Origin of the sequence: Streptomyces sp. NBC_00996 (assembly GCF_045162675.1) — a bacterium.
Taxonomy (GTDB): Bacteria; Actinomycetota; Actinomycetes; order Streptomycetales; family Streptomycetaceae; genus Streptomyces.
Genome location: NZ_CP108723.1, coordinates 4,296,970 through 4,323,293, shown reverse-complemented (window position 1 = coordinate 4,323,293; position 26,324 = coordinate 4,296,970). Strand labels below are relative to the sequence as shown.

Below are 26,324 nucleotides of genomic sequence, written 5' to 3'. Positions count from 1 at the left end.
GCCTGTCCCCGATGAGGACCTGAACGCCCATGCCCCGCGGCCGTTATTCGCTCCATGATCCGCACGATCACACCCCCCTCGCTGAAGAGCACTTCCACTGCGCGCCCGGCCCCTCCGGCTGGCGCTACGTCTCCCAACTCACCACCCCCTCCGGTGACCAAGCCGGTTCCGTCGACCTCGCCCTCGACGACCTGGGCCGCCCCATCCGTCTCGAACTGCACGCGGCGGGCTGGCAGGTCCGCGGCGCTGCGCTCGACGGCGTGACCTGGGTCCGCACCGACCCCTCGGGCGCACAGGCCACCGAAGGCAATGTCCCCGCTCACGCCTTCACCGGCACGTCCCCCGCGTTCCTCATTGCCACCGCCCGTCTTCTTCGCCTCACCCCCTCCGCCTCCGCGACCCGCGTACGCCTCGTCGCCTTCAGGGACCCGGTCCTCGCCCCGCGCACCCTCGACCAGTCCTGGGCCTTGATCTCGAGAGAAACACACGCCACTGACAACGGCCCTCTGACCGTGGACGAATACCAGGTCACAGCGCTGGACACGGGTGAGCAGCATGCCGTGCACATATCGGGAGACGTGGTGCTCGCGGCACCCGGCATCGAACTGGAACACCTCGAATCACCGCCGTCGGTGTTCACCTGACCACGACGTCCCGACGTACATCCGCCGGCTATGCCCTGGCGGACCACGTGCCGGCGCTCGGCGACGTCTCTCGCTGCCCGTCCGAGCCGCGAGAGGCGTCTGGTCACGCGGGTGGCACGAAGCCCGTCGCGGGGCGATCGACATGGTCGGCCTGCTGCACGGCGGGCTGGGGCGCTTGCGGCGCCTGTTGCGACGCCGCCCCGGGAGTCGCTGACGGTCCATGCGGAGCCGACGGGTAGGAGTAGGGGTGTGCGCCCGGGGTCTGTGCCGCTGGTCCGGCCCCGCTCGGGTGCCCACCCGAGCCCGGCTGCGGGTGGTGGCCACCCTGGGCCGGGTGAGTGATCCCGGCCTCCCTGTTCCCGAATGCCCGCCGAGCCTCCCGCGCCTGCCGCTCCTGCATCACCGCCGCCAGGTACGCGGCCGCCGGAATTCCCTGCGGGGCCGGAGCCCCCGTACGAGCAGCGAGATCCATGGCCAGCCGTTCCGCCATCGCCCCGCCGACCTGCGGATCCAGCTGGTGCATCCGGGTCAGGTACTGGCGAATGGCCAACCACAGTCCGTCCGGCACCGCGGATAGATCAAGCCCGGAGAACCGACCCGCCAGCCAGGGCGGCGGCGGAGGTACGAAGGGCATGCGGCCGACCGGAATCCTTTCCCGTACGACGAGAGTCCCCGCGAACACGTCACCGAGTCGCCGCCCCCGCGCCGACACCAGCGAGGCGATGCACGCGACGATTCCGAACGTCATCAGAATCTCGACCACCCCGACGGCACCGCGCACGAGCGCATGCCGGAACCGGATCGGCCCTCCGTCGTCCCGCACCACCCGCAGCCCGAAGGCCAGCTTCCCGAGCGAGCGACCGTGGCTGAGCGTCTCCACCGCGATCGGCCCGCCCACGAGCACGAGAACGAAGCTCGCGATCGAGATCGCGAGTTGCGCCGCATCGTCCAGGGCGGCCGTCGAAGCCACCAGACCGATGGTCACAATGACGTAGACGGCCACGGCCACTACCAGGTCGAGCAGCACGGCCAGCGCCCGGCTCGGCAGCTTCGCGGGGCGCAGCTCCAGCGCCACCGCCTCGCCCGTCACTAGCTCACTCACGCTCGCCGTCCTTCCCCTGACCTGCCCCGAGAACGGCCAGTCTGCCAAGCTGAGGGCACATCGCGCCGCAGTACGACAAGCTGACACCCACGACGAGCAGCCGAGGAGCAGCCAACCCGATGGACCTCGACGTCTTCGTGTCCGCCCACCGCGTCGAGTGGGACAGGCTCGACGCCCTGCTGCGCCGCCAGCGCCGCCTCACCGGAGCCGAGGCCGACGAACTCGTCGCCCTGTACCAACGCACCGCCACCCACCTGTCTCTGATCCAGTCCAGCGCCCCGGATCCCCAGCTCACAGGCCGCCTCAGCCAACTCGTGGCACGCGCGCGCAACGTGGTGACAGGCACCCGCCGTGCCTCGTGGCGCGATGTAACCGGCTTCCTGACGCGCGGCTTCCCGGCGGCGGTCTACCGCTCGCGCCACTGGTGGGTGCCCACGGCGCTCGTCTCCACTGTCATCGCGGCCCTTCTGGGGTGGTGGATCGGTACGCACCCCGCGGTCCAGTCCTCGATCGCCGCCCCCAGCGAACTGCGTGACCTCACCCGACCCGGTGGCGAGTACGAGACCTACTACTCCAGCCACCCCGCCGCCTCCTTCGCGGCCCAGGTGTGGACGAACAACGCCCAGGCCGCCGCGATGTGCCTGGTTCTCGGCGTCTTCCTCGGTATCCCGGTCCTCTGGATCCTCTTCCAGAACATGCTCAACCTGGGTGTCGGCATCGGCCTGATGTCCTCGGCCGGCCGCCTCGATACCTTCCTGGGGCTGGTCCTCCCACACGGCCTGCTGGAACTGACCGCCGTCTTCGTCGCCGCGGGCACAGGTCTGCGACTGGGCTGGACCGTGATTGACCCTGGCCCGCGCTCCCGCCGTACCGCGCTCGCAGAAGAGGGTCGGGCCGCCCTTGGGATGGCGGTCGGCCTGGCACTGATCCTCTTCGTCTCGGGCGCCATCGAAGGCTTTGTCACGCCGTCCGGTCTCCCCACCTGGGCCCGCATAGGCATCGGAATCGCGGCTGAACTGGCCTTTCTCGCGTACGTCTACGTCCTGGGCGGTCGTGCGGCACGTGCCGGCGACACGGGTGACGTCGACGAGTCCGAGCGCAGCGCCGTCCTCCCGATGGCCGCCTGATGTGCGGGCACACCCGCTGACCTGCTAGTCTCCTCTTCGCCCCACAAGAGCCGTTGACACGGAGCGAGTGGGGAGGTAGATTCGAACAGTTGCCTAGAACTGGACATGTCCGGTGGCAGCAGTTAGTCTCTGTCTGCTTCCGGAAACAATCGATTTCCGGGAAGCCATTCCCGATGATTCAGAAATGGATGCCGGTCAGTCCGGCCCAAACTTCTGATAAAGTCGGAACCGCCGGAAAGGGAAACGCGAAAGCGGAAACCTGGAAAGCACCGAGGAAATCGGATCGGAAAATGATCTGATAGAGTCGGAAACGTAAGACCGAAGGGAAGCGCCCGGAGGAAAGCCTGAGAGAGTCTCTCGGGTGAGTACAAAGGAAGCGTCCGTTCCTTGAGAACTCAACAGCGTGCCAAAAATCAACGCCAGATATGTTGATACCCCGTCTCCGGCCGATCGGCTGGGACGAGGTTCCTTTGAAAAAGTCCTGCCGGACAGTGTTCGGTAGGCGCACAGCGAGGACGCTGTGAACCGTCCGATTATTCCTCGGACGGTTCCGCTCTCGTGGTGTCGTCCCGATTACGGGAAAACATTCACGGAGAGTTTGATCCTGGCTCAGGACGAACGCTGGCGGCGTGCTTAACACATGCAAGTCGAACGATGAAGCCCTTCGGGGTGGATTAGTGGCGAACGGGTGAGTAACACGTGGGCAATCTGCCCTTCACTCTGGGACAAGCCCTGGAAACGGGGTCTAATACCGGATAATACTGCGGACCGCATGGTCTGCGGTTGAAAGCTCCGGCGGTGAAGGATGAGCCCGCGGCCTATCAGCTTGTTGGTGAGGTAGTGGCTCACCAAGGCGACGACGGGTAGCCGGCCTGAGAGGGCGACCGGCCACACTGGGACTGAGACACGGCCCAGACTCCTACGGGAGGCAGCAGTGGGGAATATTGCACAATGGGCGAAAGCCTGATGCAGCGACGCCGCGTGAGGGATGACGGCCTTCGGGTTGTAAACCTCTTTCAGCAGGGAAGAAGCGAAAGTGACGGTACCTGCAGAAGAAGCGCCGGCTAACTACGTGCCAGCAGCCGCGGTAATACGTAGGGCGCAAGCGTTGTCCGGAATTATTGGGCGTAAAGAGCTCGTAGGCGGCTTGTCACGTCGGTTGTGAAAGCCCGGGGCTTAACCCCGGGTCTGCAGTCGATACGGGCAGGCTAGAGTGTGGTAGGGGAGATCGGAATTCCTGGTGTAGCGGTGAAATGCGCAGATATCAGGAGGAACACCGGTGGCGAAGGCGGATCTCTGGGCCATTACTGACGCTGAGGAGCGAAAGCGTGGGGAGCGAACAGGATTAGATACCCTGGTAGTCCACGCCGTAAACGGTGGGCACTAGGTGTTGGCGACATTCCACGTCGTCGGTGCCGCAGCTAACGCATTAAGTGCCCCGCCTGGGGAGTACGGCCGCAAGGCTAAAACTCAAAGGAATTGACGGGGGCCCGCACAAGCAGCGGAGCATGTGGCTTAATTCGACGCAACGCGAAGAACCTTACCAAGGCTTGACATACACCGGAAACGGCCAGAGATGGTCGCCCCCTTGTGGTCGGTGTACAGGTGGTGCATGGCTGTCGTCAGCTCGTGTCGTGAGATGTTGGGTTAAGTCCCGCAACGAGCGCAACCCTTGTTCTGTGTTGCCAGCATGCCCTTCGGGGTGATGGGGACTCACAGGAGACTGCCGGGGTCAACTCGGAGGAAGGTGGGGACGACGTCAAGTCATCATGCCCCTTATGTCTTGGGCTGCACACGTGCTACAATGGCAGGTACAAAGAGCTGCGAAGCCGCGAGGCGGAGCGAATCTCAAAAAGCCTGTCTCAGTTCGGATTGGGGTCTGCAACTCGACCCCATGAAGTCGGAGTTGCTAGTAATCGCAGATCAGCATTGCTGCGGTGAATACGTTCCCGGGCCTTGTACACACCGCCCGTCACGTCACGAAAGTCGGTAACACCCGAAGCCGGTGGCCCAACCCCTTGTGGGAGGGAGCTGTCGAAGGTGGGACTGGCGATTGGGACGAAGTCGTAACAAGGTAGCCGTACCGGAAGGTGCGGCTGGATCACCTCCTTTCTAAGGAGCATCTAGGCCGCCAAGCTTGCTTGGTGGTCCAGGGCCACAACGCAGGCGAATGTCCTGCGGTGGTTGCTCATGGGTGGAACGTTGATTATTCGGCACCTTCAGCCAACTCGGGCTGCCAGTACTGCTCTTCGGAGTGTGGAACGCAGGCCACGGGTGGCGGGGGTGTCGGGCACGTTGTTGGGTGTCTGAAGGTACGGCCGAATGTGGCTGCCTTCAGTGCCGGCCCCAGTGAACTCCGGGTTGTACCGGGGGTGATGGGTGGTTGGTCGTTGTTTGAGAACTGCACAGTGGACGCGAGCATCTGTGGCCAAGTTTTTAAGGGCGCACGGTGGATGCCTTGGCACCAGGAACCGATGAAGGACGTGGGAGGCCACGATAGTCCCCGGGGAGTCGTCAACCAGGCTTTGATCCGGGGGTTTCCGAATGGGGAAACCCGGCAGTCGTCATGGGCTGTCACCCGCTGCTGAACACATAGGCAGTGTGGAGGGAACGCGGGGAAGTGAAACATCTCAGTACCCGCAGGAAGAGAAAACAACCGTGATTCCGGGAGTAGTGGCGAGCGAAACCGGATGAGGCCAAACCTCAAGCGTGTGAGACCCGGCAGGGGTTGCGCTTGGGGGGTTGTGGGATCTCTCTTCTGTCGTCTGCCGGCGACAGGACGAGTCAGAAACCGTTGATGTAGGCGAAGGACATGCGAAAGGTCCGGCGTAGAGGGTAAGACCCCCGTAGTCGAAACATCAGCGGCTCGTTTGAGAGACACCCAAGTAGCACGGGGCCCGAGAAATCCCGTGTGAATCTGGCGGGACCACCCGCTAAGCCTAAATATTCCCTGGTGACCGATAGCGGATAGTACCGTGAGGGAATGGTGAAAAGTACCGCGGGAGCGGAGTGAAATAGTACCTGAAACCGTGTGCCTACAAGCCGTGGGAGCGTCGGACAAGCACTTGTGCTTGTCTCGTGACTGCGTGCCTTTTGAAGAATGAGCCTGCGAGTTTGCGGTGTGTTGCGAGGTTAACCCGTGTGGGGAAGCCGTAGCGAAAGCGAGTCCGAACAGGGCGGTTTAGTAGCGCGCTCAAGACCCGAAGCGGAGTGATCTAGCCATGGGCAGGTTGAAGCGGCTGTAAGAGGTCGTGGAGGACCGAACCCACCAGGGTTGAAAACCTGGGGGATGACCTGTGGTTAGGGGTGAAAGGCCAATCAAACTCCGTGATAGCTGGTTCTCCCCGAAATGCATTTAGGTGCAGCGTCGTGTGTTTCTTGCCGGAGGTAGAGCACTGGATAGGCGATGGGCCCTACCGGGTTACTGACCTTAGCCAAACTCCGAATGCCGGTAAGTGAGAGCGCGGCAGTGAGACTGTGGGGGATAAGCTCCATGGTCGAGAGGGAAACAGCCCAGAGCATCGACTAAGGCCCCTAAGCGTACGCTAAGTGGGAAAGGATGTGGAGTCGCACAGACAACCAGGAGGTTGGCTTAGAAGCAGCCACCCTTGAAAGAGTGCGTAATAGCTCACTGGTCTAGTGATTCCGCGCCGACAATGTAGCGGGGCTCAAGCGTACCGCCGAAGTCGTGTCATTGCAGCATGAGGGCCAACGCCCGCTGTGATGGGTAGGGGAGCGTCGTGTGCCGGGTGAAGCCGCGCCGGAAGGCAGTGGTGGACGGTTCACGAGTGAGAATGCAGGCATGAGTAGCGATACACACGTGAGAAACGTGTGCGCCGATTGACTAAGGGTTCCTGGGTCAAGCTGATCTGCCCAGGGTAAGTCGGGACCTAAGGCGAGGCCGACAGGCGTAGTCGATGGATAACCGGTTGATATTCCGGTACCCGCTGTGAAGCGTCAAACATCGAACCAGGCGATGCTAAGTCCGTGAAGCCGCCCCGGAGCCTTCGGGCAAAGGGGAGTGGTGGAGCCGACGGACCAGACCTGTAGTAGGTGAGTGATGGGGTGACGCAGGAAGGTAGTCCATCCCGGGCGGTGGTTGTCCCGGGGTAAGGGTGTAGGCCGTGCGATAGGTAAATCCGTCGCACTTGTGGCTGAGACCTGATGCCGAGCCGATTGTGGTGAAGTGGATGATCCTATGCTGTCGAGAAAAGCCTCTAGCGAGTTTCATGGCGGCCCGTACCCTAAACCGACTCAGGTGGTCAGGTAGAGAATACCGAGGCGTTCGGGTGAACTATGGTTAAGGAACTCGGCAAAATGCCCCCGTAACTTCGGGAGAAGGGGGGCCATCACCGGTGAGGGAACTTGCTTCCTGAGCTGGGGGTGGCCGCAGAGACCAGCGAGAAGCGACTGTTTACTAAAAACACAGGTCCGTGCGAAGCCGTAAGGCGATGTATACGGACTGACGCCTGCCCGGTGCTGGAACGTTAAGGGGACCGGTTAGTCACAATTCGTTGTGGCGAAGCTGAGAACTTAAGCGCCAGTAAACGGCGGTGGTAACTATAACCATCCTAAGGTAGCGAAATTCCTTGTCGGGTAAGTTCCGACCTGCACGAATGGCGTAACGACTTCTCGACTGTCTCAACCATAGGCCCGGTGAAATTGCACTACGAGTAAAGATGCTCGTTTCGCGCAGCAGGACGGAAAGACCCCGGGACCTTTACTACAGTTTGATATTGGTGTTCGGTTCGGCTTGTGTAGGATAGCTGGGAGACTGTGAAGCATTGGCGCCAGCCAGTGTGGAGTCGTCGTTGAAATACCAGTCTGGTCGTGCTGGATGTCTAACCTGGGTCCGTGATCCGGATCAGGGACAGTGTCTGATGGGTAGTTTAACTGGGGCGGTTGCCTCCCAAAGAGTAACGGAGGCGCCCAAAGGTTCCCTCAGCCTGGTTGGCAATCAGGTGTTGAGTGTAAGTGCACAAGGGAGCTTGACTGTGAGACCGACGGGTCGAGCAGGGACGAAAGTCGGGACTAGTGATCCGGCGGTGGCTTGTGGAAGCGCCGTCGCTCAACGGATAAAAGGTACCCCGGGGATAACAGGCTGATCTTCCCCAAGAGTCCATATCGACGGGATGGTTTGGCACCTCGATGTCGGCTCGTCGCATCCTGGGGCTGGAGTCGGTCCCAAGGGTTGGGCTGTTCGCCCATTAAAGCGGTACGCGAGCTGGGTTTAGAACGTCGTGAGACAGTTCGGTCCCTATCCGCTGTGCGCGTAGGAGTCTTGAGAAGGGCTGTCCCTAGTACGAGAGGACCGGGACGGACGAACCTCTGGTGTGCCAGTTGTCCTGCCAAGGGCATGGCTGGTTGGCTACGTTCGGGAGGGATAACCGCTGAAAGCATCTAAGCGGGAAGCCTGCTTCGAGATGAGGACTCCCACCCCCTTGAGGGGTTAAGGCTCCCAGTAGACGACTGGGTTGATAGGCCAGATCTGGAAGGCGGGTAACCGCTGGAGGTGACTGGTACTAATAGGCCGAGGGCTTGTCCTCAGTTGCTCGCGTCCACTGTGTTGGTTCTGAAACCACGAACAACCCCATGCCCCGGGGCCACCGGGCATGGTGCGGTTGACAGTTTCATAGTGTTTCGGTGGTCATAGCGTGAGGGAAACGCCCGGTTACATTCCGAACCCGGAAGCTAAGCCTTACAGCGCCGATGGTACTGCAGGGGGGACCCTGTGGGAGAGTAGGACGCCGCCGAACTAATTGTAGAGAAAACCCCCTTGCCATGCGGCAAGGGGGTTTTCTGCGTTCGGGATCATTCTCGTGATCACTTCCACGGGATCACTTCCAGGGGCCTCTTGAAACAAGAGGCCCCTTTTTTGCGTCCGCTCACAGCTGTCCCGCGGCCTTGAGCGCCAGATACGCGTCCGCGAGAGTAGGGGCCAGGTCGTCAGGAGTCGCGTCGACGACCGTGACACCGTGGCGCCGAAGCTGTTCGGCGGTGCGATGGCGTTCCGTCTGGGCCTGGGCCGCGGCGGCTGCTTCGTACACCGCTTCGGTGTTTCCCCGGCCCTTCGCCATGTGGGCAATGTGCGGATCGGCCACCGATGCCACCAGGACCGTATGGCGCTTAGTGAGGAGGGGGAGCACGGGAAGCAGGCCCGCCTCGATGGGGGCCGCGTCGAGGCTGGTCAGCAGCACGATCAGGGAGCGGCGTGGGGCCGTACGGAGTGCCGTGGCGGTGAGGCCGCGGGCGTCCGTCTCGACGAGTTCCGGCTCAAGGGGCGCCATTGCGTCGACCAGGGATGGGAGGACGTCGCCCGCCGCGCGGCCCTGGACGAGGGCGCGTACTCGGCGGTCGTACGCGAGGAGGTTCACTCGGTCGCCGGCCCGGGAGGCCAGGGCCCCGAGGAGCAGAGCCGCGTCCATGGAGGCGTCGAGGCGTGGGGCGTCACCCACGCGGCCTGCCGAGGTGCGGCCCGTGTCGAGGACCAGAAGGATGTGGCGGTCGCGTTCCGGGCGCCAGGTGCGTACGGCGACCGTGGTCTGGCGGGCGGTTGCGCGCCAGTCGATGGAGCGAGTGTCGTCGCCGGGAACGTATTCGCGAAGACTGTCGAATTCCGTGCCCTCGCCCCGCGTGAGGACGCTGGTGCGCCCGTCGAGTTCGCGGAGCCGCGCCAGTTTGGAGGGCAGGTGCTTGCGGCTGGTGAAGGGTGGCAGGACTCGTACCGTCCAGGGGACTTTGTGGCTGCCCTGCCGGGCGAAGAGGCCGAGTGGGCCGTACGAGCGGATGGTCACGCGGTCCGCCTGGCGGTCGCCGCGGCGGGTGGGGCGCAGACGGGTCGTAAGGCGTCGGCGTTCGTCGGCTGGGACCGTCAGGTGGTGTCGGGAGGCGGCTACCTCGGTGCCGGGTTCCCAGCTGCTCGGTGGCCAGGCGTCGCGGAGGTGGGCGCGCAGGGGGCGTCCGGAGGAGTTGGTGACGGTCAAGGCCACATCGGCGGTTTCGCCGAGGCGTACCGAGGTGTCGCCGGACCGGGTCAGGCCGAGGCGCCGTACGGGAGCCGCGAGGGCGGCGTCGCAGGCGCAGGCCAGGGCCAGCGGCACGTTCACCGCGAGGATGCCCGTCCAGCTCGGCTCCCAGATGCCTACGGGAAGCGTGCCGAGGGCCGCCAGGAGGGCGGCGCGTCCGGTGAGTGCCATCAGCGGGGGACGGGGACGTGGGCGAGGATCGCGTTGATGACGGAGTCCGCCGTGACGCCCTCCATCTCTGCCTCGGGGCGGAGTTGGATGCGGTGGCGGAGGGCGGGGAGGGCCAGGGCCTTTACGTCGTCGGGGATCACGTAGTCGCGGCCGGTCAGCCAGGCCCAGGCGCGGGCCGTGGCAAGGAGCGCTGTCGCGCCACGGGGGGACACACCGAGGGTGAGGGACGGCGATTCGCGGGTGGCACGGCAGATGTCGACTACGTAGCCGGTGATTTCGGGGGAGACGGCTGTCTTGGCGACGGCGGCGCGTGCGGCTTCCAGGTCGGCGGGGCCGGCAACGGGGCGTACGCCGGCCGCGCGCAGGTCGCGCGGATTGAAGCCCTCGGCGTGGCGGGTGAGGACGTTGATCTCGTCCCGGCGGGACGGCAGAGGGATCGTCAGTTTGAGGAGGAAGCGGTCCAGTTGGGCCTCGGGGAGGGGGTATGTGCCCTCGTACTCGACCGGGTTCTGGGTCGCGGCGACCAGGAACGGCTCGGGGAGCAGGCGTGGAGTGCCGTCGACAGTGACCTGGCGCTCCTCCATCGCTTCGAGGAGGGACGACTGGGTCTTGGGCGGCGTGCGGTTGATCTCGTCGGCGAGGAGGAGATTGGTGAAGACCGGGCCCGGCTGGAAGGAGAACTCGGCGGTGCGGGCGTCGTAGACGAGGGAGCCCGTGACGTCGCTCGGCATCAGGTCGGGAGTGAACTGGACGCGCTTGGTGTCGAGTTCCAGCGCGGATGCGAGGGCGCGGACGAGCAACGTTTTGGCGACTCCGGGGACTCCTTCAAGCAGAACGTGTCCGCGGCAGAGAAGGGCGACGACGAGACCGGTCACGGCGGGGTCCTGGCCGACCACGGCTTTGGCGATCTCGGCGCGCAGGGCCTCCAGGGAGGAGCGGGCGGTGCCCGGATCCCCGGCGTACCCGGCGTTGTCGGTGGTCGGGTCCATCATGAACGGCGTACCTCTCTTTCGAGGGCGTCGAGTTGGTCGGCGAGGGCGATGAGGGCCGCGTCGTCGCGGGGCGGCGCCCCGAAAAGGAGGGAATGCAGGGCCTGGCCGTCCCCTTGGAGGTGGGCGGACAGGGCGGGGAGCAGGGTCTCGGGCGCGTGCGCCTGGGCGGGGGACACGCCGATGAGGGGGGCGAGGCGGGTGCGGGTGGTGGAGCGCAGACCGCTCGCCGCGCGGTCGCGGGCGTTGGCTTTGCGGTAGAGGCGGGCGCGGCCTTCGACGGTTTCGGAGGCGCGGATCGCGACGGGGAGGCGTTCGGGTACGAGGGGGCCGAGTCGGCGTGCCCGCCAGAGGGCGGCCAGGGCTGCCGCGATGAAGAGCTGCAGCGTGCCCCAGAGCCAGCCCGAGGGGAGCAGGTCGACGAAGCTCTGGTCGCCCGCGTCGGTGGCCGAGGTGTCGGAGAGCGAGGGGAGGTACCAGACCAAGTGGGAGCGGGAACCGAGCAGTTGAAGGGCGAGCGAGGCGTTGCCCTGCTCGTCGAGGCGGTCGTTGTAGAGGATGTCGGGGGCGCCGAGCACGACGGTGTCGCCGCTCCCGGAGGCTGCGGGGAGACGCAGGAGGGTGGGCAGGCCGTCGCTGGGGTAGCACGCGTCGGCGCCTGGTTCGGTGGTGGTGTAGCGCACGCCGCCCGTGTCGGCGCTGCCCGCTCGCTGGGCGGCGGGCAGGGTGCAGTCGGGGGAGAGCGTCGAGTCGAAGCTGACCGCGGGATCGGCGGTGACCTTTGGAGCGAGGGTGCCGAGGGAGGGCGACCCGGGGGAGATCAGGATCGTACGTCCGTCGGGGTTCTCGGTCGCCGTGTGGAGGAGCGTCTGCTGACGTTTGGTCAGCAGGTCGGGGGCGGCGATCAGGAGAGTGGTGTCGGAGCCCGTCGCGGCGCGGGCCTCGTCCAGAGTGGTGACCAGGCGTGTGGACACGCCCCGTTCGGCGAGGAGTTCGGCGACGGCGCGGCTGCCGTAGGGGTCGGTGGAGCGCGGGTCGAGGCGGCCGTGCTGGGCATCCGAGCGGACTGCGGCGATCGCGACGGCGGCCGCCAGCAGGATCACGAGCGCGATGACGACGCCGCGGGCGCGGGTCCACACCTGGCGGGCGGTGGGCGAGACAGAGGTGGACGTGAGGGTGGCCTCGGTCATGAGGCGGCCCCCTGGCGGGCGTTGTGGGCCGCGCTCTGGGCGCTGTTGGCGAGTACGGGTTTGGTGCGGTCCAGGTCGCGGTCGAGTTCGGTGAGGCGTTGGTATGTGCGTGAGTCGGCGGACCGTCCGCCGTACGTGACGTCGTCGAAGTCCCGGGCCGCTGCGCGCAGTCGGTCCGTGTGGGAGGGCAGGGTGCGGCTCGCTTCGGCGGCTGCCTCGTCCGCTGTGCGGCCGGGGCGCGGATCGAGAAGGGCGCGCTCCTCCAAGGATCGGACGACGGCGCGCATGCGTTCCTGGACGGCCTGGTTCCATTTGCCCTGGGCGGCATGGGCCTCGGCGGCCGCGCGGTGTTCGGCGGCGCTCTTGGGGCGGTCGTCGAAGAGTGCGGCGGACGACGTGGGAGTGCGGTGGGGGGCGCCCAGGCGCCACCACAGGGCGGCGACGACCGCCACCACGGCCAGCACGATGACGACAAGTCCCAGCGTTCCGCCGGGCGTGGCGGCGGATGCGGCGCTCAAGAGCTTGTCGACCCAGTTCCAGAAGGCGTTCAGCGCGCGCTGGACCAGGCCGGGGTCGTTCTCGTGGTACATCCGCTTGGACAGCTCGCGCTTGGCCGCCTCCCGCGCGGGGTCGCGCGGGATTGTCACCGGTGGTTCGTCGCCGCGCGGCAGCGCGAGGACGGCTGAGGCGCCGGTGTGCGGCAGTGCCAGTACCGCCGTGAGAACTCCCCCCGCCGGACTCACCGCATCAGCTCCCCGGAGTGGTGCCGGGGGAGTCGGGGCTGTAGTCCTGGACGCCGGCGGCGCGGGCCAGGTCGAGGTCGAGCGCCTCGCGGCGGATGCGCTGGTCGATGTAGAGGAGCACGGTGACGCCCGCGGTGATCGGGAAGGTGAGCATGGATCCGATCACCGAGCCGACGCCGCTGACGATCAGGAACGTCCAGCCGAGATTGCCGCTGCCGCTGTTGAGGAAGCCGGTGACGCCGTCGCCGCTCAGGGCCGCGGCGAGGACGGCGAACGGGATCACGACGATCGACGCCACGATGTTGGCGATGATCGTGGCGAGCAACTGGATGCCGAAGACCCGCCACCACGAGCCGCGTACGAGCTTGGCGGAGCGGCTCATCGACTTCCAGATGCTCTGCTTCTCCAGCATCAGCGCCGGCGAGGCGAGCGAGAAGCGGACCATCAGCCAGAGGGCGACGATGCCGGCGCCGAGTCCGCCGAGGACAGCGAGTGCGGCGCCCGCGTCGCCGGCGCCCGCCACCGCGGCGAGTACGCCCGGCAGAGTTCCGAGGGCGACGACCGCGATGGCGATGAGCGGCAGCAGGAAGGTCAGGCCGAACAGCTTCGGCAGCTGAGGACGTGCGTCCCGCCAGGCCTCGGCCGTGGTCACCGATTTGCCGAGCACGGCGCGGCTGGTCACGCTCGTGAGCAGGGCCGTCGCGACGATGGTGCCGAGCAGGGTGATGAGCAGGACGACGCCGGAGCTCAGCATCGTGTCGCCCAGGGCGCGGCTCAGTTCGCCGACGGTGGCGCTCGGGTCGTTGAGGGCGTCCGTGTTGGCGCGATCCTTCAGGACGAGGCCCTGGAGCAGGACGACCGCGATCTCCGTGACGACGGCGACGGTCAGCGAGATGCCGAGGACGGTGCGCCAGTAGGTGCGCATCGTGGAGACGGCGCCGTCGAGGATCTCGCCGACGCCCAGGGGGCGGAGCGGGATCACGCCGGGCTTGGCCGCGGGCGGCGGTCCGCCCCAGTTGCCTCCCCAGCCGGCGGGACCGCCGGGTCCGCCGGATCCGCGACCGGGGCCTCCGTGTCCTCCGCCACCAGCGGGGCCGCCGGGGTGCCCGCCGCCCCAGCCCGGGCCGGGCGGAGGTGGTGGCGGGGTCTGGCCGGGGCTCTGCGGGCTGGGAGCGGACCACTGGCCGGGCGGGGGCTGCTCCTTGGACCACTTCGAGGGCGGTTCCGGCTGGTCCGTGCCGCCCTGGTCCGAGGGCTGCTCCGTGGGCTGCGCGGCGCCGGAGGAGTCCGGCTCCTGCCCGTTGGAGGGGGCAGATCCGGGCGAGGCCCAGCCCGGAGTGTCTTTCATCGTCGCTCCTTCACGGTGCCCGTCCGCGTTCGCGGCGGCAGGTTGGCAGCCATCGTGCCACGGTGTGCCCGGCAAGGGACCGGGCGCCGTATGGGCTGCGCACCTTCAATTGTCCGCCGGGTACGGGGCAGACTGGGCGGATGGCTGATCAGTACGCGCAATCCCACGATGACAGCGGGTCGACGGAGATACCGGTGCTCCGCTGGGACGAGCCACCCGAAGGCCCCGTACTGGTCCTTCTCGACCAGACGAGACTGCCGGCCGAGGAAGTCGAGCTGGTGTGCACCGACGCTCCCGCGCTGGTGGAAGCGATCCGCACGCTCGCCGTGCGCGGGGCGCCGTTGCTCGGCATCGCGGGGGCGTACGGCGTCGCGCTCGCCGCCGTGCGTGGCTTCGACGTGGACGCCGCCGCCCAGGCGCTGGCAGGCGCCCGGCCCACGGCGGTGAACCTTGCCGTCGGCGTGCGCAGGGCTCAGGCGGCGTACCGTGCCGTGCTCAACGGCGGCGGTGACGAGCAGCAGGCTGCCGGGGCGGCGCTCGCCGCGGCTCGGGCGTTGCACCGGGAGGACGCCGAGGCCAGCGCCCGGATGGCCGGGCACGGCCTGGCGCTGCTCGACGAGCTGCTGCCGGGCGGCGGGCACCGGATCCTGACCCACTGCAACACCGGGTCACTGGTGTCCGGTGGCGAGGGCACGGCGTTCGCGGTGGCCCTCGCGGCGCACCGAGCGGGGCAGCTGCGAAGGCTGTGGGTGGACGAAACACGGCCGTTGTTGCAAGGTGCTCGCCTGACGGCGTACGAAGCGGCGCGCCACGGGATGGCGTACACCTTGCTCACGGACAACGCGGCGGGCTCGTTGTTCGCGGCGGGGGAGGTGGACGCGGTGCTGATCGGGGCCGATCGGATCGCGGCCGACGGTTCGGTGGCGAACAAGGTGGGGAGCTATCCGCTCGCGGTGCTGGCCAGGTACCACCACGTGCCGTTCATCGTGGTGGCGCCGGTGACGACGGTGGATCCGGACACCCCGGACGGAGCCTCCATCGAGGTCGAGCAGCGCGCGGGTCATGAAGTGACCGAGATCACAGCACCTCAGGTGCCGGTGGCGGGAGCGGAAGCGGGAGGCGGGATACCGGTGGCACCGCTGGGCACCCAGGCGTACAACCCGGCGTTCGACGTGACGCCGCCCGAGTTGGTGACGGCGATCGTCACCGAAGTGGGCGCCGTGTCGCCCGTGACGGCTGAGGCGCTCGCCGAGCTGTGTGACAGGTCACGCCAGGTAACGATTTAGTTAACGGGATGATGTCGCGCTGATCGACGACAACGGCCCCTCCACCTGCGGCGATTCGCTGAGAGAGGGGCCGTGACATCCAAGTGCTACATCAGTCGGTGTCCGAGTCCGATCGGCCGGCCTCCAACTGCACGCTAAGCGCCAGCGAGTACCGGGGTTACCGATACCTCGCTAAGAGGTGCCTCGTGACCTGAGGTGTAGAGCCCGGCCCCCTACCCGACCCACGGATCTCGGGTCCCGAACCGATGGATCGCCCCTGGGCGGACGGCTACTCCGACGACCCACCGTTCTGACCAGGGGACACCGCGACGCAGCAGGCGTCACCGACGGCAGTTCCGCCGAGCTGGTGCCCCTCTGCTTGCAGGCTGGCACCTGGGCCGTGCCACCCTCGCGCCAGAACGGACGGGGACTCACGGGGAATCGGGGTCCGCAGGGGTGAAATCGCCCGACTCTGGCCCAGACAGGGAGTCCGCAGGTCACGCCTGTGATCGCCCAACCCCGCTCCTGAAGTGGTGATGCGATGGGGTCTCAGCACGGTGCAGGCAACGCCAGGTCAGAGCGCTTCCTTCGAGGCGTAATCGGCTCACCCGACTTGCGTACTACAGGCAAGACACTCCAGGCGATACTCCGCCGGTTCGTCACGATGGGCCGGGATACCGGTACTGCCCCACCTCGGGATCCGGCGGGCCATCCATACCTAAGTCCTTGCGCATGGCCTCCCGGAGATGAGCGTTCTCCCGCCAGAGGTCAGCCCGAACCCGAAAGTACGCGTCGCCTCGGATGTCAGGGTCCTCGATAAGCCCGTCTCTCATCCGGACCAGCGCGTCACACGCCTTCACAGCCAGCTGAATGATCTCAGCCGAGGCGGTGAGTGACAGGCTCTGCCGTAACCGCCAAATGCCCGAGCCGTCGAGGGCCTGATGAAGGTCACCGTAGAGCCGGTCATCGGTCGATCGATCGGGTTGGAGGACGACCGTCCGCATATCGGAGTGCCCTCGACTCAGCGCCATGAGGAAGTCGGAGTACACGACTCTACGCGTCTGAGCCCCGTCTTTCTCCTGGTCACGACGCCAACGGATGTGCTCAGCGATCAATGCAGACCCCACACCGACCACGGCTCCAGCCAGGGTGCTCACCGGGGATATCCAGTCCACGGGAGTGTGCTACCCAGGCGACCGGTATCCGTTAACACACGACTGCTGGCGTGCCTCTCGAGGGACCTGCTGGAGCGCTTCCTCGTTCGGCTTGGCCGCTTCCCCTGAAACCCGATGCTGATCACGATGAAGGTAGTCTGCGCGGACACAGGATCAACATGATGTTCAGTGGGAGACCAAGTCAGGCGATCGGGATGGCTGCTCACGAACCGCTGGACCGACGCCGGAGCGCACGCGGGCGTCCGGGAGCTTGATCAACGCTTCGTCGGTGGGCAGGTTCACCGAGTGGGCATGCTGACATCCGTTACCGACATCAACGTCGGCGGACGAGGGCAGACAGTGACGGCTCAGTCCGACTATCGTCACTGGCCGGTGACCCTGCTCACCTGCGCCACCTTCACCGTTATGAGAATGGGATGATGTCGTTTATGAAGGGACGAGTCCTTGTCGTCGATGACGACACCGCACTGGCCGAGATGCTCGGCATTGTGTTGCGTGGTGAAGGTTTTGAGCCGTCTTTCGTAGCCGACGGCGACAAGGCGCTGGCCGCTTTCCGTGAGACCAAGCCCGATCTGGTGCTCCTGGACCTGATGCTCCCCGGCCGGGACGGCATCGAGGTGTGCCGCCTGATCAGGGCGGAGTCCGGGGTGCCGATCGTGATGCTCACGGCGAAGAGCGACACCGTCGATGTCGTGGTGGGCCTCGAGTCGGGCGCCGACGACTACATCGTGAAGCCGTTCAAGCCAAAGGAGTTGGTGGCGCGGATCAGGGCGCGGCTGCGCCGTTCGGAGGAGCCGGCGCCCGAGCAGCTGGCCATCGGCGATCTCGTCATCGACGTGGCCGGTCACTCTGTGAAGCGGGACGGGCAGTCGATCGCGCTGACGCCGCTGGAGTTCGACCTCCTGGTGGCGCTGGCCCGTAAGCCGTGGCAGGTCTTCACGCGTGAGGTCCTGCTGGAGCAGGTGTGGGGCTACCGCCACGCGGCGGACACCCGCCTGGTCAACGTCCATGTCCAGCGGCTGCGCTCCAAGGTCGAGAAGGACCCTGAGCGGCCGGAGATCGTGGTGACCGTCCGTGGTGTCGGTTACAAGGCCGGACCGAGCTGACATGTCACGGGACAGTGCCGCTTCGGCGCCCGGTGAGTCGGGGGTCCGTTCGGGGCGGCCTGTCGGCCGGAAGATGACGGGCTCCCGCTGGGGACGGTTCATGGAGGGCGGGCTGCTGCAGGGCGGAGTCCAGGGCAGCCCGGTCCTTCGGTTGTTCATGCGCTGGGTGCGCCGGCCGCTGCTGCCCGTGATGCGGCTGTGGCGGCGCAACATCCAGCTCAAGATCGTCGTCACGACGCTGCTGATGTCGCTCGGCGTCGTGCTGCTGCTCGGCTTCGTGGTGATCGGGCAGGTGCGCAACGGGCTGCTGGACGCCAAGGTGAAGGCGTCGCAGAGCCAGGCCGTGGGCGGGTTCGCAGTCGCCGGCCAGAAGGCCGACAGCGCGGCGAGCGCGAGCGGCGGCGACGACAACTCGGGCTCCGACGGCAACCTCGTGCAGAACATCAGCGGATGGATGAGCGACCTCGTGGACTCGCTCTCCAGCGGTGGGCAGGGCGCTTTTGACGTCGTGACGCTCAGCACCACCGCCGCGGACAACGAGAACAGGGGCCTGGGGGCCCGCGCGTCGGGGTTGGTCGAACCGACCCTCAGCGTGCCGGAGGACCTGCGCAAGCGCGTCGACGCCGGCACCGGCGCGGCCCAGAGCTACACGCGCATCACGTACACCGACCATCGGGCGACCCAGCCCGCGCTGATCATCGGCAAGCAGGTCCACGACCCGAACGGTGACCCGTACCAGCTGTACTACCTCTTCCCGCTGACGCAGGAGGAGAAGTCGCTGAGCCTGGTCAAGGGGACGCTGGCCACGGCGGGACTGTTCGTCGTGGTGCTGCTCGGGGCCATCGCGTGGCTCGTGGTGCGCCAGGTCGTCACGCCGGTGCGGATGGCGGCGGGGATCGCCGAGCGACTGTCCGCCGGGCGCCTCCAGGAACGTATGAAGGTCACCGGCGAGGACGACATCGCGCGGCTGGGCGAGGCCTTCAACAAGATGGCGCAGAACCTGCAGCTGAAGATCCAGCAGCTGGAGGACCTGTCGCGGATGCAGCGACGGTTCGTCTCCGACGTGTCGCACGAGCTGCGTACGCCGCTCACGACCGTCCGGATGGCGGCCGACGTCATCCACGACGCGCGCGTGGACTTCGATCCGATGACCGCTCGGTCGGCCGAGCTGCTCGCCGATCAGCTGGACCGTTTCGAGACGCTGCTCGCGGACCTGCTGGAGATCAGCCGGTTCGACGCGGGCGCGGCGGCCCTGGAGGCCGAGCCGATAGACCTCCGCGAGGTCGTACGGCAGGTCGTCAGCGGGGCCGAGCCGCTCGCCGAGCGCAAGAGCACGCACATACGTGTCGTCGGCGACCAGCAGCCGGTGGTCGCCGAGGCGGACGCCCGGCGCGTGGAGCGGGTGCTGCGCAATCTCGTCGTCAACGCCGTGGAGCACGGCGAGGGCAAGGACGTGGTCGTCAAGCTCGCCGCGGCGGGCGGGGCGGTCGCGGTCGCGGTGCGCGACTACGGCGTCGGGCTCAAGCCTGGCGAGGCGACCCGGGTGTTCAGCCGCTTCTGGCGGGCCGATCCGGCACGCGCGCGTACCACCGGCGGAACGGGGCTCGGGCTGTCCATCGCGCTGGAGGACGCACGGCTGCACGGCGGCTGGCTGCAGGCGTGGGGTGAGCCGGGCGGCGGTTCGCAGTTCCGGCTGACGCTGCCGCGGACGGCGGACGAACCGCTGCGGGGGTCGCCGATACCGCTGGAGCCCAAGGACTCCCGGCGAAATCGTGGACTCAATGACGCCGGTCTGCCGCTCGGCGGCAGCGGCAAGCTCGCCACCGTGCCGGTGCAGCAGCCCGTGGGCGGCAATGTGCCGCCGATACCGCGGCGCGCGCCCATCGTGCCGCGACTGGCCGGGGTGCCGCCCACGGCCGACCCGACGGCGCTGCCGGGCAACGGCGCGCGCGTGGTGCCGCGGCCCGCCGGGTCCGTGAGGCGGCCGGACGACACACCTGCCGCAGGCGGGGAGCTGACGGTGGAGGAACGCGGGCCCGACGGCGGGGAGCCGGAGGAGCTCGGACAAGGGGAGGCATTTCGTGGGCGCTGACCGCGAGAGGTGCGGCGGCCGTGGGCGTCCGGTGCGGGTGGGAGCGTACATCTGCTGTGGTGCGCTGCTGCTGACCGGATGTGCCTCGATGCCCGACAGCGGGGGTCTGAGCGGGGTCGAGTCGACGCCGAGGCAGGACGCCCAGGTCCGGGTGTTCGCGAAGCCTCCGCGTCAGGGAGCCTCGCCCGCAGAGATCGTCCAGGGCTTCCTGGAGGCGCTGACCAGCGATGATCCTGACTATCAGACGGCGCGCGAATATCTGACGGCGAGTGCCAAGAAAGCGTGGAATCCGAACCGGTCCACGACCGTGCTCGCGGAGGGGCCGAACGCCGATTCGGTGCCCTCGGGGGTCAGGGAAGGCTCCGACGACTTCCTGTACCGGTTGAGCGGCACGAAGGTCGCCTCGGTGGACGCGCAACACGCGTACGCGCCGGACTCGGGCTCGTACAGCAGGACGGTGCATCTCACGCAGGTGAAGAAGACCAAGGTGTGGCGCATCGACGGGCTGCCCCAGGGTGTCGTGATGGGCAGGACCGACTTCCAGCGCAACTACAAGTCGGTCAACAAGTACTACTTCGCTTCGAACGTGTCCGCCAGGACGGGCGGACAGCTGGAGACCGTCGCCGATCCGGTCTATGTGCGCAAGCAGGTGGACCCGATGACACAGATGGTCCGCGCCCTCCTCAAGGGCCCCACGCGCTGGCTGGACCGGGGGGTCGGTTCGAGCTTCCCCTCGGGCACGGAGCTGAAGAAGGGCGTCAAGTCGCTGTCGCCCGACGACCGCAACAGGGTCACTGTGCCGCTGAACGAGAAGGCCGACCACGTCGGGCAGGGGCAGTGCTCCAAGATGGCGGCCCAACTCCTCTTCACGTTCAAAGATCTGACGCCCACCGGGGTGGACGAGGTGGAGTTGCAGAAGTCGGACGGTTCGCAGCTGTGCGTGCTCACCGAGGTCCAGGCGGAGGGCATTGCCTCGAACGGTACGAAGCGCCATGCCGATTACCAGTACTTCATCGACGACAAACAGCGGCTCGTGCGGATGCCCAGCAGCGGCAGCGACAAGGAGCCCGAACCGGTGCTCGGTGCGCTGGGCGAGGGCGACAAGAAGCTGCGGGCTGCCGCGGTGTCGCGGGACGAGAGCAGTGCGGCCGGGGTGTCGACCGATGGCAGTTCGCTGTACGTGGGGTCGCTGGTGTCGGGCGGTTCGCTCGGCGAAGCGGTGCTGCACAGCCAAGGCAAGACGACGGACGACCGGCTGACGACGCCCAGCTGGGACGGGCAGGGCGACCTGTGGGTGGCCGATCGCGATCCGAAGAACCCCCGGCTGCTTCTGCTGCAGAAGGGCGCGGGCGATCCGCTGGTGGTCCAGACGCCGAATCTCAACGGGCGCATCGAGGCCGTACGGGTGGCTGCCGACGGTGTGCGGATCGCGCTGATCGTCGAGAAGGACGGCAAGAGGTCGCTGCAGATCGGGCGTATCGAGCGGGACACCAAGTCCGGTGAGCCGCCTGCCGTCTCCATCCTCGATCCGCGCTCCGTGGCACCCCAGCTGGAGGAGGTCGCGGCCATGTCGTGGGCCGGGGACAGCCGGCTCGTGGTGGTCGGGAGCGAGAAGGGCGGCGTGCAGCAGATGCGGTACGTCCAGGTCGACGGCTCCACTCCGGTGGGCACCGCGCCCTCAGCGCTGACGGGTGTCAAGGAGATCGCGGCGTCCGAGGACGAGCGGCTGCCACTGGTGGCGCACTCGGAGGAGGACGGGATCGTGCGGCTGTCGTCCGGGGAGCAGTGGCAGAAGGTGGTCAAGGACGGGACTGCGCCGGTCTATCCCGGATAGGTCCGTGCGTCTGTCCCGGGTGGGCCTGGGCGTCTTTCTCGGGTGTACGTGCGCGTCCTCTCCGGGCGGAACTGTTCGCTTGCTCCGGGTGAGCCTGCGCACTGCTCCCTGGGGAAGCCCGCCTGCGGGCCTGTCCCGGGCAAGTCTGCTTGTTTCCCCGGTAAGTCCGCTCGTTTTCCGGGTGGGCCTGGTCGCGTGCGACGGCGGCTGGAGTTATCCACAGGCAGTTATCCACAGGTGTGGCCGGTCGACCCGTGCCTTGGCACAGTGGTCCACATGCGGGGGTGGTGGCAGGACCTCACCGATCTGGTGCTGCCGGCCGAGTGCGGAGGCTGCGGGAGGCCTCGCACGGTGCTCTGCCCTGAGTGCCGTGCCGTCCTGAGTGGGGCCGCACCGAGCCGGGTGCGACCGGTGCCGGAGCCGGCTGGGCTTCCTGTGGTGCATGCGGCGGCTCCGTACGAGGACGAGGTGCGCGCGGCGCTGCTCGCCCACAAGGAACGGGGCGCGCTGGCACTCGCGGCGCCGCTCGGTGTGGCGCTGGCGGGGGCTGTGCGGGCGGGGCTGGGGCACCTACGACGTCCTGGTCCGGACGGACGGCCAGTGGCTCCCGAGGGGCGGCTGGGGCCCAGGAGGGGGCAACTGCGGGGCAAGGACGGTCAGCCGGGGTCGGGCGATGGACAACCGATGTCGGCGGAGAGCGGACGGGGCCGTCTGGGGACCGCTGCCGGAGTCGTCCCAGGGCCCGTGCTGCTGGTTCCGGTGCCGTCGTCGCGGCGGGCGGTGCGGGCGCGGGGGCATGATCCGGCGCGGCGGATCGCGCTCGCGGCCGCGGGTGAGCTGCGGCGTACGGGATCGCCGGCCCGGGTGCTGAGCGTGCTGGTGCAGCGGCGGGCCGTGGCCGACCAGTCCGGGCTCAACTCCCGGCAGCGGCTGGACAATCTCGCGGGCGCCCTGGAGGTGGCCGCCGGGGGCGCCCGACTGCTGGCGGACGGTGGCTGGGTCGTGCTCGTGGACGACCTGATGACGACGGGCGCCTCGTTGACAGAGGCGGCGCGGGCCGTACAGGCCACGGAGGCAAGGGCGGAGGGGGCGGATGTGACAGAAGTGGTGCGGCGAATGGCGGGTACGGGTGAAGTTGCAGACACCGGCCGCGACGCGATCTGCGCGGCTGTGGTCGCTGCTGCACCGGACGCTTTCGAAATAAACCGGAACTGACTGAGAACTTGCATCGTTGCAGGTAATGAGAGGGTCAATTCACCTGAATGGAGGTACGTCGCGGTAGAGGGTGACGACATCCGTCCGGGCGAGATATGTTCGGTTGTGAGGCAATGGCGCTGGCCGTACCTCGCGAATCCGAATGCTGTCCTGCGGGTTTTCCCAATCACCCGCCTCGGTGGGGTGTAGATCTTGTCCTTGGGGGAGGAGGAGGTGAAAGTCACCGAGTCCGAGGTTCCGGGACACACCGGAGCCTGGTGCAAAAGGGAGATGCCCCGCCAGTGGAGCGGGGCTATCCGGGAACGGAGTTCTGCGTGGACATCGTCGTCAAGGGCCGCAAGACCGAGGTGCCTGAGCGGTTCCGCAAGCACGTGGCCGAGAAGCTGAAGCTGGAGAAGATCCAGAAGCTCGATGGCAAGGTGATCAGCCTCGACGTCGAGGTGTCCAAGGAGCCCAACCCCCGACAGGCCGACCGTAGCGACCGAGTGGAGATCACGCTCCGCTCCCGTGGTCCGGTGATCCGGGCGGAGGCAGCGGCAAGCGACCCCTATGCAGCACTCGACCTGGCCGCGGACAAACTCGAAGCCCGGCTGCGCAAGCAGCACGACAAGCGCTATACCCGCCGTGGCAACGGCAGGATCTCGGCCGCCGAGGTCGCCGACCACGTCCCGGGTGCCGCGACGCTGAACGGCAACGGCAGCGTCGTCCACGACGAGGAGCCGGAGGGCGTGCCGACCAAGAAGATCGGCTCCCTCGAGATCATGGGGGAAGGCCCCTGCGTCGTCCGCGAGAAGACCCACGTGGCCGCCCCGATGACGCTCGACCAGGCGCTCTACGAAATGGAGCTGGTCGGGCACGACTTCTATCTGTTCGTCGACTCCGAGACGAAGGAACCGAGTGTCGTCTACCGGCGGCACGCGTACGACTACGGCGTCATCCACCTCAGCACGGACCCGATGGTCGCCCAGGCCGGAGCGGATGCGCCGGGCGGTGCGCTCGGCGGCTGACCCTCCCCGGTGACAGCTGAGCCGGTGCCCCTGGAGTGCGCGTGCGCCCCCAGGGGCACCGGTGTGCGACCACTTCGCGGCCCGCTCTGTGACCGCACTGGCGTCCGGGCATGAAATCATGGCCGCACCGGCCCAACCGGTGGGCTGTTGCCTTGGATTGGCGATGGCACAGAAACACAGGCCACGGCCTTCAGGGGGAGGAACGATGGCGGACAGCTTCGGACCGATGCGTGACGAGGATGCCGACGACGGCGTCGTCGGCATGGGCCCGGACGCGGGCACTCCACGCAAGGAGCCCATCAGGGTCCTTGTCGTGGACGACCACGCCCTCTTCCGCCGCGGTCTGGAGATCGTGCTCGCGGCCGAGGAGGACATCCAGGTCGTCGGCGAGGCGGGCGACGGGGCGGAGGCGGTCGACAAGGCCGCCGATCTGCTGCCCGACATCGTGCTGATGGACGTACGTATGCCGAAGCGGGGCGGCATCGAGGCGTGCACCTCCATCAAGGAGGTGGCCCCCAGCGCGAAGATCATCATGCTGACGATCAGTGACGAGGAGGCCGACCTCTACGACGCGATCAAGGCGGGCGCGACGGGTTATCTCCTCAAGGAGATCTCCACGGACGAGGTGGCCACGGCCATTCGCGCGGTGGCCGATGGCCAGTCGCAGATCAGTCCCTCGATGGCGTCGAAACTGCTCACCGAGTTCAAGTCGATGATCCAACGGACGGACGAGCGCCGGCTGGTGCCCGCGCCGCGGCTCACCGATCGCGAACTCGAGGTCCTCAAGCTCGTCGCCACGGGGATGAACAACCGGGACATCGCCAAGGAGTTGTTCATCTCCGAGAACACGGTGAAGAACCATGTGCGCAACATCCTGGAGAAGCTGCAGCTGCACTCCAGGATGGAGGCCGTGGTGTACGCGATGCGGGAGAAGATCCTCGAAATCCGCTAGCCACGCGGCCGGCCTCGCCCGGGGTGCTCGGCCGGCCCGGCGTGTGGCTACGCGAGGGCGCGGGACAGCTCTTTGGTGAGCGGCTCGCGCAGTTCCGGCGCGTCCACCCGTTCCACCCGCACGTCCGTGCAGTCCACCCAGCTTGCTGCCTCGACCAGGGCCTGGGCCACGGCCGGGACGGCCTTGGCGCCGTCCAGCGTGACCTGCTTGGCGACCAGGGTGCGGCCCTCGCGGGCGGGGTCCACGCGGCCGACGAGGTGACCGCCGGCCAGGACCGGCATGGCGAAGTAGCCGTAGATCCTCTTCGGCTTGGGTGTGTACGCCTCCAGGCGGTGGGTGAAGCCGAAGATCCGCTCGGTGCGGGCCCGCTCCCAGATGAGTGAGTCGAACGGTGACAGCAGGGTCGTACGGTGGCGGCCGCGCGGGGCCGTCTCCAGCGCCGCCGGGTCGGCCCACGCCGGCCTGCCCCAGCCCTCCACCGTCACCGGGACCAGGCCCGAGTCCGCGATCACCGCGTCCACCTGCTCGCCCTTGAGGCGGTGGTAGTCGGCGATGTCCGTGCGCGTGCCGACGCCGAGGGACCGGCCCGCGAGGCGGACGAGGCGGCGCAGGCACTCCGTGTCGTCCAGCTCGTCATGGAGCAGCGCCTCGGGGATGGCGCGCTCGGCGAGGTCGTACACCCGCTTCCAGCCGCGGCGTTCCGTGCACACCACCTCGCCGTACATCAGGGCGCGCTCGACGGCGACCTTGGTGCCCGACCAGTCCCACCACTCGCTGGTCTTCTTCGCGCCGCCCAACTCCGTGGCGGTGAGAGGGCCTTCGGCGCGGAGCTGCTTGATGACCTGGTCGTAGGTGCCGTCCGGCAGGGCGTGGTTCCAGTGCGGGCGGGCTCTGTAGGCGCGGCGGCGGAAGGCGAAGTGGGGCCACTCCTCGACGGGGAGGATGCAGGCCGCGTGGGACCAGTACTCGAAGGCGTGCGGTGCGCCGTGCGAGCCGGGCGTCCAGTAGGCGTCGTCGACCGTCTTGCGGCCCACCGCTCCCAGGCGGGCGTACGGGATGAGCTCGTGGGAGCGGGCGAGGACGGAGATGGTGTCGAGTTGGACCGCGCCCAGGTGTCGCAGGACTCCGCGGACGCCGGCCCTGCGGTCCGGGGCGCCCAGGAAGCCCTGGGCCCGGAGGGCGATGCGGCGGGCTTCGTCGGTGGAGAGTTCGGCGGTGGGACGCGGGAGACTCGACATGCCCACACGGTAGGCGGTGCCACTGACAACGGGGGCCGGCCCGGGGTTTGGGGTCCGGACCGGAGACCGTCCGGTTCGCGTGCGGCCGACGTAGGTGTCAC

General features: G+C 67.5%; 17 protein-coding genes and 3 rRNA genes. 12 read left to right on the top strand and 8 right to left on the bottom strand.

The genetic code is table 11. The features are described 5' to 3' along the window. The first annotated feature begins 29 nt into the window (after positions 1-29). A complete protein-coding gene (locus OG390_RS20355; RefSeq protein ID WP_406169843.1) occupies positions 30-644 on the top strand; it encodes a hypothetical protein in 615 nt (204 codons plus the stop codon). 103 nt (positions 645-747) lie between these two features. Here OG390_RS20355 and OG390_RS20350 read toward each other — a convergent pair whose 3' ends face one another. Continuing rightward, positions 748-1,746, bottom strand: coding sequence for an RDD family protein (locus tag OG390_RS20350; RefSeq protein WP_406169842.1), 999 nt, complete (start codon positions 1,744-1,746; stop codon positions 748-750). 119 nt (positions 1,747-1,865) lie between these two features. On the opposite strand from OG390_RS20350, the gene OG390_RS20345 reads away from it, so the two are divergent. The 4 genes from OG390_RS20345 to rrf all read left to right on the top strand — a co-directional run bounded on the left by OG390_RS20345 (position 1,866) and on the right by rrf (position 8,629). Beyond that, positions 1,866-2,873: a stage II sporulation protein M gene (locus OG390_RS20345; protein ID WP_406169840.1), complete on the top strand. Its 1,008-nt coding sequence runs from the start codon at positions 1,866-1,868 to the stop codon at positions 2,871-2,873. Positions 2,874-3,459: 586 nt separating this feature from the next. Next, positions 3,460-4,985 (top strand): 16S ribosomal RNA (locus OG390_RS20340). A gap of 314 nt (positions 4,986-5,299) precedes the next feature. Next, positions 5,300-8,419: ribosomal RNA gene (locus OG390_RS20335) — 23S ribosomal RNA — on the top strand. A 93-nt stretch (positions 8,420-8,512) separates the two neighbouring features. Then, positions 8,513-8,629, top strand: a 5S ribosomal RNA gene (rrf, locus tag OG390_RS20330). Together the 16S, 23S and 5S rRNA genes form the textbook arrangement of a ribosomal RNA operon. A gap of 129 nt (positions 8,630-8,758) precedes the next feature. Here the strand turns inward: rrf and OG390_RS20325 are convergent. From OG390_RS20325 to OG390_RS20305, 5 genes are read right to left on the bottom strand one after another with little or no spacing between them, the layout of a single operon-like run. Beyond that, on the bottom strand, positions 8,759-10,069 hold the full coding sequence (locus OG390_RS20325; RefSeq protein WP_406169838.1) for a DUF58 domain-containing protein: 1,311 nt from the start codon (positions 10,067-10,069) through the stop codon (positions 8,759-8,761). Next, positions 10,069-11,058: an AAA family ATPase gene (locus tag OG390_RS20320; RefSeq protein WP_406177761.1), complete on the bottom strand. Its 990-nt coding sequence runs from the start codon at positions 11,056-11,058 to the stop codon at positions 10,069-10,071. Before OG390_RS20320 ends, OG390_RS20325 begins: the two co-directional genes overlap by 1 nt. Next, positions 11,058-12,248: a DUF4350 domain-containing protein gene (locus OG390_RS20315; protein ID WP_406169836.1), complete on the bottom strand. Its 1,191-nt coding sequence runs from the start codon at positions 12,246-12,248 to the stop codon at positions 11,058-11,060. The genes OG390_RS20320 and OG390_RS20315 overlap by 1 nt, the downstream gene beginning before the upstream one ends. Beyond that, on the bottom strand, positions 12,245-12,991 hold the full coding sequence (locus OG390_RS20310) for a DUF4129 domain-containing protein (RefSeq protein ID WP_406169834.1): 747 nt from the start codon (positions 12,989-12,991) through the stop codon (positions 12,245-12,247). Before OG390_RS20310 ends, OG390_RS20315 begins: the two co-directional genes overlap by 4 nt. A gap of 4 nt (positions 12,992-12,995) precedes the next feature. Then, the gene (locus tag OG390_RS20305; protein WP_406169832.1) at positions 12,996-14,339 is read right to left on the bottom strand and encodes a hypothetical protein; all 1,344 of its coding nucleotides are present in this window, start codon (positions 14,337-14,339) and stop codon (positions 12,996-12,998) included. Positions 14,340-14,479: 140 nt separating this feature from the next. Here OG390_RS20305 and mtnA point away from each other — a divergent pair, with 140 nt between their 5' ends. Continuing rightward, positions 14,480-15,625 (top strand): S-methyl-5-thioribose-1-phosphate isomerase, encoded by a 1,146-nt coding sequence (mtnA, locus tag OG390_RS20300; protein WP_406169830.1) that lies wholly within the window; start codon positions 14,480-14,482, stop codon positions 15,623-15,625. 638 nt (positions 15,626-16,263) lie between these two features. On the opposite strand, the gene OG390_RS20295 is transcribed toward mtnA, so the two are convergent. Next, positions 16,264-16,779 carry a hypothetical protein gene (locus OG390_RS20295; protein WP_406169828.1) on the bottom strand — a complete coding sequence of 172 codons (516 nt, stop codon included), beginning with the start codon at positions 16,777-16,779 and terminating at the stop codon, positions 16,264-16,266. Between the two features lie 416 nt (positions 16,780-17,195). Between OG390_RS20295 and mtrA the strand changes: the two genes are divergently transcribed. The 6 genes from mtrA to OG390_RS20265 all read left to right on the top strand — a co-directional run bounded on the left by mtrA (position 17,196) and on the right by OG390_RS20265 (position 24,985). Then, positions 17,196-17,885: a two-component system response regulator MtrA gene (gene mtrA, locus OG390_RS20290; protein ID WP_015659998.1), complete on the top strand. Its 690-nt coding sequence runs from the start codon at positions 17,196-17,198 to the stop codon at positions 17,883-17,885. 1 nt (position 17,886) lies between these two features. Beyond that, positions 17,887-19,977 (top strand): MtrAB system histidine kinase MtrB, encoded by a 2,091-nt coding sequence (mtrB, locus tag OG390_RS20285; RefSeq protein WP_406169825.1) that lies wholly within the window; start codon positions 17,887-17,889, stop codon positions 19,975-19,977. Next, positions 19,967-21,811 carry an LpqB family beta-propeller domain-containing protein gene (locus tag OG390_RS20280; protein ID WP_406169823.1) on the top strand — a complete coding sequence of 615 codons (1,845 nt, stop codon included), beginning with the start codon at positions 19,967-19,969 and terminating at the stop codon, positions 21,809-21,811. Before mtrB ends, OG390_RS20280 begins: the two co-directional genes overlap by 11 nt. A gap of 276 nt (positions 21,812-22,087) precedes the next feature. After that, entirely contained in the window at positions 22,088-23,026 is a 939-nt protein-coding gene (locus tag OG390_RS20275; RefSeq protein WP_406169821.1) for a ComF family protein, read from the top strand. Between the two features lie 314 nt (positions 23,027-23,340). Next, positions 23,341-24,033, top strand: a complete 693-nt coding sequence (hpf, locus tag OG390_RS20270; protein WP_406169819.1) for a ribosome hibernation-promoting factor, HPF/YfiA family — start codon at positions 23,341-23,343, stop codon at positions 24,031-24,033. A 205-nt stretch (positions 24,034-24,238) separates the two neighbouring features. Continuing rightward, on the top strand, positions 24,239-24,985 hold the full coding sequence (locus OG390_RS20265) for a response regulator transcription factor (RefSeq protein ID WP_189184664.1): 747 nt from the start codon (positions 24,239-24,241) through the stop codon (positions 24,983-24,985). 47 nt (positions 24,986-25,032) lie between these two features. Here OG390_RS20265 and OG390_RS20260 read toward each other — a convergent pair whose 3' ends face one another. Beyond that, complete coding sequence (locus tag OG390_RS20260) at positions 25,033-26,223, bottom strand: winged helix-turn-helix domain-containing protein (protein ID WP_406169817.1); 1,191 nt, start codon at positions 26,221-26,223, stop codon at positions 25,033-25,035. Positions 26,224-26,324: the final 101 nt, after the last annotated feature.